We start from the raw sequence: 14,069 nt of genomic DNA, 5'->3' as shown, positions 1-14,069 counted from the left end.
ATTTTCTTGAAGTCGAAACTCCCATCCAATAAATTGGGACGAAATGATCCGTTTTTAAAAGTAAAGAGATTGGCACGGAGACGTCATCAATGGTACGGAGTTTCGACTACGTGGTGGTCGGCGCGGGATCGGCGGGCTGTGTACTGGCCAACCGTCTTTCCGAGAATGGCCGCTACTCGGTATGCCTGCTCGAGGCCGGTCCGCCCGACCGCTTTTTGTGGATCCATATCCCGATCGGTTATGGCAAAACCATGTTTCATCCGGTCTACAACTGGGGCTTTTACACCGACCCGGATCCGAACATGAACGACCGCAAGCTCTACTGGCCGCGCGGACGCACGTTGGGCGGCTGCAGCTCCATCAATGGGCTGATCTACATTCGTGGCCAGAAAGAGGACTACGACCAGTGGGCCGCGCTCGGTAATCGTGGCTGGAGCTGGCAGGAGTGCCTGCCTTACTTCCGGCGGCTCGAACACAACGAGCTCGGCGAATCGCCGACACGTGGCGTGGACGGTCCGCTGTGGGCTTCCACGATCAAGCAGCGCCATGAACTCGTGGATGCGTTCATCGCCGCGTCGAATCGCCTGGGTGTCCCAACCGTCGACGATTTCAATCAGGGCGATCAGGAAGGGGTCGGTTACTACCAGTTGACCACGCGGCGTGGCTGGCGGTGTTCGACCGCCGTCGCCTACCTGAAGCCCGCCCGCAAGCGTCCGAATCTGCAGATCGAGACCGACGCGCTGGCCTCGAAGATTCTCTTCGACGGTACGCGTGCGACGGGTATCCGGTATGTGCAGCACGGCACGGTTCACGAAGTGCGCGCGCGCCGCGAGGTGGTGCTGACAGCAGGCGCATTGCAGTCGCCGCAATTGCTGCAGGTGTCGGGCGTTGGACCGGCGAAATTGCTCAATGAGCTGGGTATTCCGGTGATCGCCAATCGGGCCGGCGTTGGCGAGAATCTGCAGGATCATCTGCAAATACGTCTGACCTATGAAGTCACGCGGCCGATCACGACGAACGACTTACTGCACTCCTGGACGGGCCGCGCGAAGATGGGGCTGCAATGGGCGTTGTTTCGCGAAGGGCCGCTGTCCGTCGGCATCAATCAGGGCGGCATGTTTTGCCGCGCATTGCCGGATGAGGCGAAAACGCCGGACATTCAGTTCCACTTCTCCACGCTCTCGGCCGACACCGCCGGTGGCGATGTCCACGCGTTTCCTGGCTGCACCTATTCGATTTGCCAGTTGCGGCCGGAGTCGCGCGGAAACGTGCGAATCCGCACGAACGACATGCGCGACGCGCCGTCGATCCAGCCCAATTATCTGGCGACCGATCTCGATCGCCGCACCACGGTCGCGGGCGTGCGTTTTGCACGCCGCGTCGCCGCCACGGAACCGATGGCATCGCTGATGAAGCGCGAAGTACGGCCTGGCCGCGAAGCGCAAAGCGACGATGAATTGCTGCAATTTTGCCGCGAATATGGCCAGACGATTTTTCATCCATCGGGCACCGCGAAGATGGGTATCGCGAGCGATCCGGGCGCGGTGGTCGACGAACGATTGCGTGTGTACGGGACACAGGGATTGCGGGTGGTCGACTGTTCGATCATGCCGACGCTGGTTTCGGGCAATACCAACGTGCCGATCGTGATGGTTGCCGAAAAGGCGTCCAGCATGATCCTCGAGGATGCGCGCGCGGGTGACCTGCCTGCGGCGCAAGTGCAGTCGCCGAGTATGGAAGCGCAGTATTGACGCAAAAAAGCGGACGCAAGGGCAGACGACAAAGCAGACCCAAAAGCAGACCCAAAAGCACCGAACCGAAGTAGCTGCAGGAAGTAAAACGATCGCGACCTGACTCGCTGCATCCGAAGCCGATAACAGCAGCGTGCAGGCGGCGAAATTCGTGCCCCGAGGAGGAGACAGACCGGGGCTCAAAAGTGCTGCGTTGCCGGGACGGCGCGCGGCCGTTCATTGGAGGAGACGCTATGGCAATCGATAAGCGGGTTATCCGCCGCGTTGCATTCGCGAGCGTGATTGGAGCGACGGTCGAATGGTATGACTTTTTTCTGTACGGCGTCGTGGCGGGCATCGTGTTCAACAAGCTTTACTTTCCCGCTCACGATCCGCTCGTCTCCACGATGCTGGCCTACGCCACGTTCGCCGTCGGCTTCGTCACGCGGCCGCTCGGTGGCGTGATCTTCGGTCACTTCGGCGACAAGGTCGGGCGCAAGTCCGCATTGATCTGCACGCTCATCATCATGGGGATTTCGACGGCGGGCGTCGCCTTCGTGCCGACCTTCGCTCAGATCGGCATCTGGGCGCCCATTCTGCTGCTCGCGTTGCGCGTGTTGCAGGGCATCGGGCTCGGCGGGGAATGGGGCGGCGCGGTGCTGATGGCCTATGAATATGCGCCGCCGAACCGGCGCGGTCTGTACGCAAGCCTGCCGCAGATCGGCTTGTCGATTGGCTTGTGCCTCGCGTCGGGCATCGTCGCGGGTATTTCCCGGCTGCTGCCGGAAGCGGCGTTCCTTGCATGGGGCTGGCGGGTTGCGTTCGGGGCTTCGCTGCTGCTCGTGGTGCTCGGTCTCTACATCCGCCTGAAGGTAATGGAGACGCCCGAGTTTCTCGCGCTCAAGCGCAATCGCCGCGATGTGAAAATCCCATTTGTCGACATGCTCACGCGCTATCGCAGTTCGGTGTTGCTCGGCATGGGCGCGCGCTGGATCGACGGGGTGTTCTTCAACATCTTTGCGGTGTTCATGATCGGCTACCTCACGCAACGTCTTTCGATGAGCCGCACGGAAGCGCTCACCGGCGTCATGATCGCGGCGATGGTGATGTGCTTCTTCATTCCCTTCTTCGGCAGGATGTCGGACCTGATGGGACGCGCGCGCGTGTATCGCTGGGGTTCGCTGATTTGCGGCGTCTCGGTGCTGCCGGCGTTCTGGCTGATGGAGACGCAGGCCGGCAATACGCTGGCCGTCTGGCTTGGCGTAGTAATTCCGTTCGGCATTTTCTACGCGATGGTCTACGGTCCGGAAGCCGCGCTCTTTGCCGAGCTGTTCGATCCGGAGGTGCGTTATACCGGCATCTCGTTCGTGTACCAGTTCTCGGGCATCTTCGCGAGCGGACTCACGCCGATCATTGCGACGGCGCTGCTGCGTCTCGATGGCGGCAAGCCCTGGTATGTGTGCGGCTATGTGATTCTCTCGGCACTGCTCTCGGCGTGGGCGGCGCGAGCGATGGAGCGGCGCGCGAAACCCTTTGATGAAATGGCAACCGTGCGTTAACGGCGAGGCCGGCCGGGTGAATGTGGACGCAAGCGCCACCTGAGGCACGGCATTCTGTTTATAATAAAACGGAACAAAACGTGCCGAAAAATAAACAAGCCCGGCCACGCCGAACCAACATCCCGTAGTCGGGAGGAGCATGAAGTGACTGATATCGTGACTGGCAAACCCGACAGAATGGTCGCGGTAAGAACCGTTTTCGGCATCGATTCCAGCCTGATGGTGCCCGCCTTCAGCGAGCGCGACGACCACGTGCCGGAGATCGACGAGGTCTACCGCTTCAATCCGGAAGTGACGCTGGCGATTCTGGCCGGCTTCAGCCGCGATCGCCGGGTGATGGTGCAGGGTTTGCACGGCACGGGGAAGTCGACCCACATCGAACAGGTTGCGGCCCGCCTCAACTGGCCATGCGTGCGCGTCAATCTCGACGGCCATATCAGCCGTCTCGATCTGGTCGGCAAAGATGCGATCGTGGTACGTGACGATCTGCAGGTCACCGAGTTTCAGGAGGGGATCGTGCCATGGGCGTTGCAGCGCCCGGTCGCGCTGATCTTCGACGAATACGACGCGGGGCGTCCGGATGTGATGTTCGTGATTCAGCGCATTCTCGAGCGCGACGGCAAGTTCACGCTGCTCGACCAGAATCGCGTGATTCATCCGCATCCGTATTTCCGCATGTTCGCCACGACCAACACGGTGGGGCTGGGCAACCTGAACGGCCTGTATCACGGCACGCAGGTGCTCAATCATGCGCAGATGGACCGCTGGAACGTGGTGGCCACGCTCAACTATCTGCCGCGCGCCGAAGAGGCGGGCATCGTGCTCGCGCGCGTCCCGGAACTCGCCGACGCTGCGGGGCGCGCACTGATCGAATCGATGGTGAGCGTAGCTGAACTCACCCGCAAAGGTTTCGCGAGCGGCGACCTGTCGACGCTGATGTCGCCGCGCACGGTAATCAACTGGGCGGAGAACTGCCAGATTTTCCGCGACCCCGCGATGGCGTTTCGCCTGACCTTCCTGAACAAGTGCGACGAAGCCGAGCGTTCGATCGTGGCCGAGTATTTCCAGCGCTGCTTTGGCACTGAACTCGAGGCCGACGCCAACCTTGCAGAACCCGCAGCGGGTAGCCGCCGATGACGCCGGGCAGGCAGGCGGGCCAAGGTCAGCAGCAGAGCCAGCAGGAGACCTCGCAGGAGACCCCGCAGCAGACCCAGCGGCAAGCGACCCTCCGCGCGGAACAGCGCGAGGCGCTCTGCGCGGCGGCCGTGCGCGCCCTCACCGGAGACGCCGCGTTGCACTATCGCGAAGGCCGGTTGTGCCGCGATCTGCGGCCGTTACCTCTGCACGCGCCGCATCTGCGCACCGACCCGCAGGAGGACGATTTCGCGTCCTTGCGCGGCGCCGCCGATGGCGCGGCTCTGCGGCTCATGCATTCCGACGCGGCGCTGCACGGCAGGCTTTGCCCGACTGATCCCGTCGAGCGGCTGGTATTCGAACTGCTCGAGCAGTTACGCTGCGAAACCCGGACGCCGCCCGGCATGCCGGGCCTCGTGCAGAACCTGCGCGATCGTTTCGAGGCCTGGTCGAAGGCTTTCTATCGCTCCGGGCTCGCCGAGGACCATCTCGGCATTCTGCTGTACACAGTCGCGCAGATTGCGTGGTCGCGCCTGACGGGCTGGCCTGTGCTCGAACAGACCGAGGGCCTGATCGAAGCCACGCGCGCGGCGATCGTGCCGGTGCTGGGCGTGTCGCTGGCGGGCTTGCGCCGGCATCGGGCCGAACAGGAAGCGTTCGCTGTCCATGCGCTTGAACTGGCGAGGCTGGTGGCCGACATGATCCGCGCGGCCCGTGCCGACGCGCTGGACGATGCACAGGATGTTCCGCAGGAGAGCGACGGCAAAACGCCGCGCACGGCGTTCTCGCTCTGGTTCGACGTCGAGGACGACGAGTACAGGGACATGGCTGTTGCGCTGACCGGCCAAAGCCGCGTGCTGGAGGCGTCGGAGCAGGGCTATCGCGCCTATACGACGCGCTACGACCGTGAGCTGTTCGCGGGGACGCTGGTACGCAAGGCCTTGCTCAGCGAGTTTCGCGAGCGGCTCGACGAACGCGTCGCTGCCCAGGGCATCAACGTGGCGCGGCTTGCCCACGCGCTGAAGGTGGCGCTGGCGATACCGCAACGCGATGGATGGTCGTTCGGCGAAGAGCATGGCCGTATCGACGGGCGGCGTCTCGCACAACTGGTGAGTTCTCCCGCTGAACGGCGCCTGTTCCGGCTGGAGCGGAATACGCTCCTGGCCGACTGCGTGGTCGGCTTTCTGATCGACTGCTCGGGTTCGATGAAAGCGCATATCGAGCCGGTGGCGACCATGGTGGATATCCTCACGCGCGCGCTCGACCAGGCGGGCGTGACCACCGAGGTGCTGGGTTTCACCACCGGCGCCTGGAACGGCGGCCGGGCCCGGCTCGATTGGCTGGCGCAGGGGCGAGCGCATCATCCGGGCCGGCTCAACGAACTGTCTCATCTGGTGTTCAAGGACGCCGCCCGGAACTGGCGACGCGCCCGCGCCGATATTGCCGCGCTTTTCAGGGCGGAGCTGTTTCGCGAGGGCGTGGATGGCGAAGCGGTCGACTGGGCCTGCGCGCGTCTTCTCGCCCGTCCTGAGGCGCGGCGGATTCTGATCGTGATTTCGGATGGCAGTCCGATGGACAGCGCGACGGGCCAGGCCAACGACGCGTTCTATCTCGACAATCATCTCAAGGCCGTCGTGGCGCGCCATGAAGCGCTGAACGACGTGGAGGTGCTGGGTCTGGGCGTCGGGCTCGATCTCAGCCCGTACTACCGCCGTTGTCTGGCGGTGGATCTCTCCGTGCCACCCGATATGAAGCTGTTTGCGCAGATTGTGGGGTGGATGAGTGCGCGGGGGCAGGCCGGCCGGCGCTAGCCGCTCTCGCGGCCCGCTGAGCGCGAATGGGTCATGACGCGAGCGGTGTGGAGTGCGTATCTAGCGGCATTGCCGCGCTTTGCGCCTGCACGGCGGTCACCGCGATCACAAAGTAGATATCGTCCGCGCTGCACCCACGCGAAAGATCGTTGGCAGGCTTTTTCAACCCTTGCAACAACGGCCCAATGGCTTTCGCATCGCCAATCCGCTCGGCCAGCTTGTAGCCGATATTGCCGGCTTCGAGGCTAGGGAAAATCAGCACGTTGGCGTGGCCTTGCACCTGCGAGTGCTCGATCTTGCGCATGGCGATCTCGGAGACGAGCGCTGCATCCAGTTGCACGTCGCCGTCGATCGCCAGATGCGGGCGCGCGGCTCTCACCTGACGCGTCGCTTCCACGACCTTGTCGACTGCCGCGTGCCGGGCGCTGCCGCTGGTCGAGAAGGACAGCATGGCCACGCGCGGTTCCTCCATCAGCAAGCTTTGCGCGCTGTCGGCCGCGGCCATCGCAATCTGCGCCAGTTCGCCGGCGTCCGGGTCCACCACCAGCCCGCAGTCTGAGAAGATCAGCCCGCCTTTGAGCGTGTGGAAGGGCTCGCACAGCATCATCAGAAAGAAGCTCGACACCAGCTTGAACGAAGGATGAATGCCGATGATCTGGATCGCGGTGCGGACCACGTCGGCGGTCGTGTGGACGGCGCCGGCCACCGAACCGTCGGCATGACCGAGCCGCACCATCAGGTTGGCGAAACAGAGGGGTTTGAGGATTTCCTGTTTCGCTTCGTCCAGCGTCATGCCTTTTTTGCTGCGTAGTGCGAAGAGTGCGTCGGCAAACGAGGGCGCGAGCGGCGAGGTCGCCGGATCCACCCACTCCATGCCGCTCAATTCGATGTTGTGCTCGGCAGCCGCCGCGCGGATGCGCTCGCTCGGGCCGACCAGCACGATGTGCGCGATGCCCTCACGCGTCGCGCGTTGCGCGGCTTCCAGCATGCGAGGATCTTCCGCCTCGCAGAGCACGATGCGTCTTCGCGAAGTGCGGGCGCGTTCGATGATGCGATTGATGGCTTTCATGGCACAGGGCGGCGCTCAAGGTTGAAAAAAGACCGGAAACGGCAGGGGAAAACCCGTTTCCGGCCTGCCGGTCGAGAGGCAAAGTGCGCCTCGCAACCGGACCTTCAGACAACGGAGGGATCAGACATAGTCCTTGTACTTGTCGAGCAGACGCACCGGCTTGGCCAGCGCATCGCGGCGGAACGGATCGCCGAGCTCGCGGGTGCACATGATCTCGATGATGGTGGTCTTGCCGTGGTTCATCTGCGCATCGATTGCACGCTTGAGTGCCGGGCCGACGTCCTCGAGCCGGTCCACCGTGACACCCTCGGCGCCCATCGCGCGCGCGATGGCCGCGAAGCTCTGGTTGTCGAGTTCACCGGCCACGAAACGGCGGTTGTAGAAGTCGACCTGGTTTTTCTTCTCGGCGCCCCATTGCCGGTTGTGGAAGACCACGGCGGTAACCGGAATGTTGTGACGCACGCAGGTCATGGTTTCCATCAGACTCATGCCCCACGCGCCGTCGCCGGCATAGGAGACGGCCGGGCGATGAGGCGCCGCGACCTTGGCGCCGATGATGGTGGGGAACGCGTAGCCGCAATTGCCCCAGCTCATGGCGGCGAAGAAGCTGCGCGGCTTGTTGAAACGCAGGTAGCTGTTGGCCACCGAGTTGATGTTGCCGATGTCGGTGGAGACCATCACGTCTTCCGGCATGGCTTTTTCGAGCTCGCGCAGCACCTGGCGCGGGTGCAGATAGTTGCCGCCGCCTGGTGTGCGCTCGCCTTTTTGCTCCTCGATCATGTCGAGGCTGTAGGGGTCGCGTTCATGCGTCCAGCCGTCCAGCTCCTTCTCCCATGCGGCCTTCTCGGCGGCGATTTCACCGGCGCGTTCTTCTCGCGAGGCGTCACAGGCGAGCGTGCGGCCTGCAAGGCGCTGCGTGAGTGCCACCGCAGCGGCCTTGGCGTCGCCGCAGATGCCCACAGAAATCTTCTTCACGAGGCCAAGCATTTTGTGGTCGGCATCGATCTGGATGATCCTGGCGTTCTGCGGCCAGTAGTCCATGCCGTGCTGGGGCAGCATGCCGAACGGTCCGAGGCGCGAACCCAGCGCGATCACCACGTCGGCGCGCTGGATCAGCTTCATGGCCGCCTTGGAGCCCTGATAGCCGAGCGGGCCGCACCACAACGGATGGCTGGCGGGGAACGAGTCGTTGTGCAGGTAGCTGTTGACGACCGGTGCGCCCAGGCGCTCGGCCAGCGCCTTGCACTCTTCGATCGCGTCGCCCATGACCACGCCGCCCCCGGAGATGATGACCGGGAACCTGGCCTGGGCGAGCAGTTCGGCCGCTTCGTCCAGGCGTTGATCGCCGCCGGGGCCGCGGTCGAGGCGTTGCGGTTGCGGAATCTCCGCCTTGATCTGGCCGTAGAAGTAGTCGCGTGGAATGTTGAGCTGGGTCGGGCCCATCTCGGCCAGCGCGCGGTCGAAGCAGCGGCCAGTGAACTCGGCCATGCGCGCGGGATGGGTGACATGGCCCTGATACTTGGTGAACTCCTGGAACATGGGGAGTTGCTTCGCTTCCTGGAAGCCGCCGAGACCAATGCCCATGGTGCCCGCCTCGGGCGTGATCATGACCACGGGGCTGTGCGCCCAATAGGCCGCGGCGATGGCCGTCACGCAATTGCTGATGCCCGGGCCGTTCTGGCCGATCACCACGCCATGGCGGCCCGACACGCGGGCATAGCCGTCGGCCATGTGGCCGGCGCCCTGTTCGTGCACCACGGGGATGAGGCGGATGCCGGCGGGCGCGAAGATGTCCATGGCGTCCATGAAGGCCGAACCCATGATGCCGAACATGTCGGTCACGCCATTCGCGGCCAGGGTTTCGACGAAAGCTTCCGACGGGGTCATGGCCTGCGGGCCGCTGATGGGGGTGTGATCGCTCATGGGCTGTCTCCGATGTTTAGTGAAACCGGAACAATTTGTTCCGAAAAGTAGTTATCTAAAATGTAGAGCATGCACCGGCGATGGTCAATAGCTCATGAAAAATAAACGGTACGTTTTGTATCAAAAAAATAGTGTCTGGGTGAGATGTGCGAGAGGCGCGCCGCCCAATAGCGGTCGCGCTGACAATCACACCCTGCCTTTCCACGGCACCAGCACGCGCTCGAGGTGGCGCATCAACAGGTCGAAGCACAAGGCAAAGAAGCCAATCACGATAATTCCCATGATCACCACGTCGCTCGCGAGAAACTCCGCGGCGTTGAGCACCATGAAGCCGAGGCCGCTGGTCGACGCCACCATTTCCGCGGCAACCAGCGTCGTCCAGCCGACCCCGATGCCGATTCGCATACCCGTGAAAATTTCCGGCAGCGCGGATTTCAGAATCACGTACAACACCACTTGCGTGCGCGAGGCGCCCATCGAATAAGCCGCGTGAATCTGCTCGATCGACACGGAACGCACGCCGGAGCGCGCGGCAATGGCGAGTGGCGCGAAGATGGCCAGGTAGATGAGAAAGACTTTGGAGAATTCACCAATGCCGAACCAGATGATGATGAGCGGCAAATAGGCGAGCGGCGGCAGCGGCCGGTAGAACTCGATGGGCGGATCGAAAATACCGCGCGCAAAGCGCGAGACGCCCATCATCACGCCGATGGGAATCGCGGTGATGCAGGCGAGTGCGAAAGCGCCAAACACGCGCAGCAAGCTGATGCCGGTATGTTGCGCGAGCGTGGAGTTGGCGAAACCCTCCGTGGCCACGAACACGAATTTGGCATACACCGCTTGCGGCGACGGCAGAAAAAGCGGCTTGATCCAGTGCAGGTTCGTCGCGGCAAACCATAGTCCGACGAATACCGCGACCGTCGCGAGGCTCGTTACGATGCTGCTGCCGTGGCCGGGTACGCCGAAGGTGTCGCCTGGACGCGCCGGCTTCTTGGCGAGAAGCCGGGGACGTTGGCCTGGGGTGCGGGGTGGTTGGACAGGCATGCCGGTTCCCAATGGGACGTCGTGGCCGCGTGCAAATGCCGGGGCCCGTTTTGAGCTAAACATGTGTCACCTCGGCTTCGGCGCTGTGCATTTTCTCGTCGCCGTAAATGATGCTGAGCACGCGTTCGCGCATTTCGATGAAATCGGGGCTCGACTTGATGGCGCGGGCGTCGCGTGTTTCGAGAAAGCGCCGGTTGAAATCGAGCTCATAGGTGTGCGTGATGCGCCCGGGACGAGGCGACATCACAATCAGGTGGCTCGCCAGAAAAAGCGCCTCCTCGACGCTGTGCGTGATGAAGAAGAACATCTTGCTGGTCTTCGTCCAGACGTCGAGCAACAACTCCTGAATGGTCTCGCGGGTCAGCGCATCGAGCGCGGCCATCGGCTCGTCCATCAGCAGCATGGCGGGGTCGCAGGTCAGCGCACGGGCAATGCCCACACGCTGCTGCATCCCGCCGGAGAGCTGATAGATCATGTGCTTGTGAAAGTCCTGCAAGCCGACCAGCGCCAGATTGCGCGCGGCGATTTCGCGCCGCTGCGCTTTGGGCACGCCCTGCAGCTTCAGGCCGAACTCCGCGTTGTCGATCACGTTGAGCCAGGGCAACAGGGCGTGTTTCTGGAACACCACGCCACGATCGGCGCCTGGTCCCGCGATCGGCGAGCCGCCGAGCAGCAACTCGCCGCTGGTCGGCGCGATGAAGCCCGCCATGAGCGAGAGCAAGGTGGTCTTGCCGCAACCCGATGCACCGAGCGCCACGACAAAGTCGCCCGAGTTGATCGTCAGATTGATGTTGTCGAGCGCGTGCACCGTCTGGCCGGATTTGCGGCCCGGAAAGACCACGCTCACATTCTTGACTCTCATGCTTTCCATGTTGCCTCCTGATTCGACGGAACCGGCTTACGTCATTTGAGTTTCATTGCCGCTTCGGCATAAGCCGGCGTCACGAACTTCGAGTAATCGGGCAACACCGCGCTGATCTGTTTCTGATCCTTCAGGAAGTTGGCCGTATCCTTGAGCGCGAAGGTCGCGCGTCCGGCACTGCCGCCACCGAGCCACTGCGAAGAGGCCTGTTCCTGGAGCGTCGGGAAGGCATAGAGCGAGAGCGATTCCGGCACGTCGGCCGGCGAGCCGCCGATCATCTTCGCGATGGCGGCCGCTTGCGGCGAGGTGGCATTCCATTGCGCCGTATTTTTGCGGTACTGATCGTCCGCATCGGCGATGGCTTTCACGAGTCTGGCCATGAAGTCCTTATGCGCTTCGCCCCATTGGCGGTCGACGGCAATCCCATCGAAGGTCGGTTTGCCGAGCTTCGACAGATCGCCGGAGGTAATCAGCACCTTGCCGCTTTTCTTCAATTGGGCGAGCGCCGGATCCCATACGTAGGCGGCGTCGATATCGCCGCGCTCCCAGGCCGCGACCAACTGGTTCGGCTGCATGTTGAGGATCTTCACCTCGGACGGATTGATGCCCCAGTGCTGCAGCGCAAACATGGTGTGGTAGTGCGTGGTCGAGACGAACGGCACGCCGATTGTTTTGCCCTTCAGGTCAGACGGTTTGTTGATGCCGGAGCCGTTGCGCACCACCATCGCTTCGGCCTGGTTGATGTTGTCCAGAATCCAGAAGAGCTGCAGGTCGAGCCCCTGGCTGACCGCCGCGGCCAGTGGGCTCGAGCCGATCACGCCGACCTTCACGTCACCCGAGGCCATGGCGGTCGCGACCTTCGCACCGGATTCGAACTGCCGCCAGTTGATCTTGTAGCCGGTCTCTTTCTCGATGGAGCCGCTCGCGATCGCGACGACCCAAGGGTCGACGATCTGCTGATAGGCTATCGTGACTTCCTTGTCCTGCGCGTGACTGGCTGGCGCCACCACACAGGCGAGCGCGGCGATTGCCGCCACAGTCACACGGCGCGTCAGATCGCCGAACCAGCGGGACAACTTCGGTTGTGTGTCGCTTTTCATCGTAGGTCTCCAGAATGGCCGTGCAGGTACGCGAATACACGTGAATCCAACGCCCGCCGACGGGGGCTTGTCCCAATCGCCGAGATTGGGTTGATGCGAGTATCGTCAGTAAAAAATGTTGCGGGTTAGGGCCAGACGTGGCCGATCGTTGAGTCCAACCGCCGCACCAGAATGGGCCGTGGCGCCGGTCCTGCCCGTAGCCGCCCAAAGCGGCCGGCAGGCGCTTTTTGGCGCGTCCACAATGCCGGTGTCCGCCTTCGCGCGGACGGGCCCCCGCCCACAAAAAACAGGAGATAGCATGGCAAGTCGCACCTCGGTGGCCCTATGGAGCCAGCGGTTCCAGCGCTCATCCGAGTCGAACATGAGCCTCCAGGGCCAGATTCGTCAGATGCTGGTGGCCGCGATTCTGGACGGCCAGTTGCTGCCGGATCACGCGCTGCCGTCCAGCCGCGAACTGGCCGACCAGTTGAGTGTTGCCCGCAATACGGTCGTGCTCGCGTACCAGCAACTGGTTGAGGAGGGCTATCTGATTTCGCGTGAACGCAGCGGGCATTTCGTCAATCCGGCCATTCTCGAAGGACGGCACGAATTTGCGCCCCTGCAGACGGTTCCCGCGCAGGCGGCGAATGAGGCGCTTGCCAGGCCGGATTGGGATCAGCGTCTGAGAAGACGGCCGTCCTCGCAGCGCAACATCGTCAAGCCGGGCAACTGGCTGAGTTACGAATATCCCTTTATCTACGGACAATTCGACCAGTCGCTGTTTCCGACCAACGACTGGCGCGAATGCTGCATGAAGGCGCTGTCGGTCATGGAGATCCGCAACTGGGCGCCGGACCTGATCGAGCGCGATGACGATACGCTGATCCAGCAGATCCGCACGCGCGTGTTGCCGCGGCGCGGCGTGTTTGCGATGCCGGACGAAATCGTCGTGACGATCGGCTGCCAGCAGGCGCTCTATCTGATCGCGGATCTGCTGGCGAGCGAGCGGACCACGATCGGCTTTGAAAACCCCGGCTATCCGGATGCCCGCAATATCTTCGAGAACCGCCATGCGCGGCTTCAGCCGCTGCCGGTCGATAGCGGCGGCGTGCGCCCGCTCGAGGACGCCGATCTGCTCGCGCAATGCGACTACGTCTACGTGACGCCAAGCCACCAGTGCCCGACGACGGCCACGATGCCCATCGAGCGGCGCCATGCGCTGCTGGAACAGGCGCAGGCCCATGATTTCGTGTTGATCGAAGACGACTACGAAAGCGAAAACAACTTCTCAGGCGCGCCGCATCCGGCGCTGAAGAGCCTGGATACAGCAGACCGGGTGATCTATATCGGCAGCCTGTCGAAGACGTTCGCGCCGGGGCTGCGGCTGGGTTATATCGTCGGGCCGCGTGAGCTGGTGCGCGAACTGCGTGCGCTGCGGCGCCTGATGGTGCGGCATCCGGCAGCCTATATTCAGCGTGCGTTCGCTACGTTTCTGGCGCTTGGGCACCACGATGCGTTGCTGCGGCGGCTCGCCCACGCCTATCGGGAGCGCGCCCAGGCATTGATGACGGCGCTCGACACGCATCTTCCTGAAGCGCGCTATCTGCCGATGTCGGGTGGTGCGTCGTGCTGGGTCGAGGGGCCGCCATGGCTCGATGCGACCCGCCTTGCCGCGGATGCGCAGGCACACGGCATTCTGATCGAACTGGGGCGGGTCTTTTTCATGACCGGACTGGAGCAGAACCACTGCTTCAGGATGGGTTTTTCGGCCATCAAGCTCGAAAAGATCGATGAGGGCGTGCGCCTGCTTGCGGAGCTGGTGCGCGCGCAGCAGCCCGAGGAGTAGGCGGCGGGTCAG

The 14,069-nt window shown here is 63.1% G+C and carries 10 protein-coding genes; 5 read left to right on the top strand and 5 right to left on the bottom strand.

What is annotated here, in order from left to right; all coding sequences use genetic code 11:
- Positions 1 to 89 precede the first annotated feature (89 nt).
- From PQR67_RS25330 to PQR67_RS25315, 4 genes are all read left to right on the top strand, one after another.
- A complete protein-coding gene (locus tag PQR67_RS25330) occupies positions 90 to 1,751 on the top strand; it encodes a GMC family oxidoreductase (RefSeq protein ID WP_408465265.1) in 1,662 nt (553 codons plus the stop codon).
- 233 nt (positions 1,752 to 1,984) lie between these two features.
- The gene (locus PQR67_RS25325; protein WP_028200018.1) at positions 1,985 to 3,289 is read left to right on the top strand and encodes an MFS transporter; all 1,305 of its coding nucleotides are present in this window, start codon (positions 1,985 to 1,987) and stop codon (positions 3,287 to 3,289) included.
- A gap of 144 nt (positions 3,290 to 3,433) precedes the next feature.
- Positions 3,434 to 4,426 (top strand): AAA family ATPase, encoded by a 993-nt coding sequence (locus PQR67_RS25320; RefSeq protein WP_408465262.1) that lies wholly within the window; start codon positions 3,434 to 3,436, stop codon positions 4,424 to 4,426.
- The gene (locus PQR67_RS25315; protein WP_408465260.1) at positions 4,423 to 6,234 is read left to right on the top strand and encodes a cobaltochelatase CobT-related protein; all 1,812 of its coding nucleotides are present in this window, start codon (positions 4,423 to 4,425) and stop codon (positions 6,232 to 6,234) included. The genes PQR67_RS25320 and PQR67_RS25315 overlap by 4 nt, the downstream gene beginning before the upstream one ends.
- 31 nt (positions 6,235 to 6,265) lie before the next feature.
- Here the strand turns inward: PQR67_RS25315 and pta are convergent, their stop codons facing one another.
- The 5 genes from pta to tauA all read right to left on the bottom strand — a co-directional run bounded on the left by pta (position 6,266) and on the right by tauA (position 12,232).
- Positions 6,266 to 7,303, bottom strand: a complete 1,038-nt coding sequence (gene pta / locus PQR67_RS25310) for a phosphate acetyltransferase (RefSeq protein ID WP_408465258.1) — start codon at positions 7,301 to 7,303, stop codon at positions 6,266 to 6,268.
- 120 nt (positions 7,304 to 7,423) lie between these two features.
- Positions 7,424 to 9,226 (bottom strand): sulfoacetaldehyde acetyltransferase, encoded by a 1,803-nt coding sequence (xsc, locus tag PQR67_RS25305; protein ID WP_408465256.1) that lies wholly within the window; start codon positions 9,224 to 9,226, stop codon positions 7,424 to 7,426.
- Positions 9,227 to 9,412: 186 nt separating this feature from the next.
- On the bottom strand, positions 9,413 to 10,270 hold the full coding sequence (locus PQR67_RS25300) for an ABC transporter permease subunit (protein ID WP_408465254.1): 858 nt from the start codon (positions 10,268 to 10,270) through the stop codon (positions 9,413 to 9,415).
- 55 nt (positions 10,271 to 10,325) lie between these two features.
- Positions 10,326 to 11,141, bottom strand: a complete 816-nt coding sequence (locus PQR67_RS25295; RefSeq protein WP_408465252.1) for a taurine ABC transporter ATP-binding protein — start codon at positions 11,139 to 11,141, stop codon at positions 10,326 to 10,328.
- A 32-nt stretch (positions 11,142 to 11,173) separates the two neighbouring features.
- Positions 11,174 to 12,232 carry a taurine ABC transporter substrate-binding protein gene (tauA, locus tag PQR67_RS25290; protein ID WP_408465250.1) on the bottom strand — a complete coding sequence of 353 codons (1,059 nt, stop codon included), beginning with the start codon at positions 12,230 to 12,232 and terminating at the stop codon, positions 11,174 to 11,176.
- 298 nt (positions 12,233 to 12,530) lie between these two features.
- Here tauA and pdxR point away from each other — a divergent pair, with 298 nt between their 5' ends.
- Positions 12,531 to 14,057, top strand: coding sequence for a MocR-like pyridoxine biosynthesis transcription factor PdxR (pdxR, locus tag PQR67_RS25285; protein WP_408465248.1), 1,527 nt, complete (start codon positions 12,531 to 12,533; stop codon positions 14,055 to 14,057).
- Positions 14,058 to 14,069 lie beyond the last annotated feature (12 nt).

It is taken from the genome of Paraburkholderia fungorum (genome assembly GCF_046026025.1).
Taxonomy (GTDB): Bacteria; Pseudomonadota; Gammaproteobacteria; order Burkholderiales; family Burkholderiaceae; genus Paraburkholderia; species Paraburkholderia fungorum_E.
The sequence above is the reverse complement of the archived record's forward strand: the minus strand, read 5'-3'. Positions and strand labels throughout refer to the sequence as shown.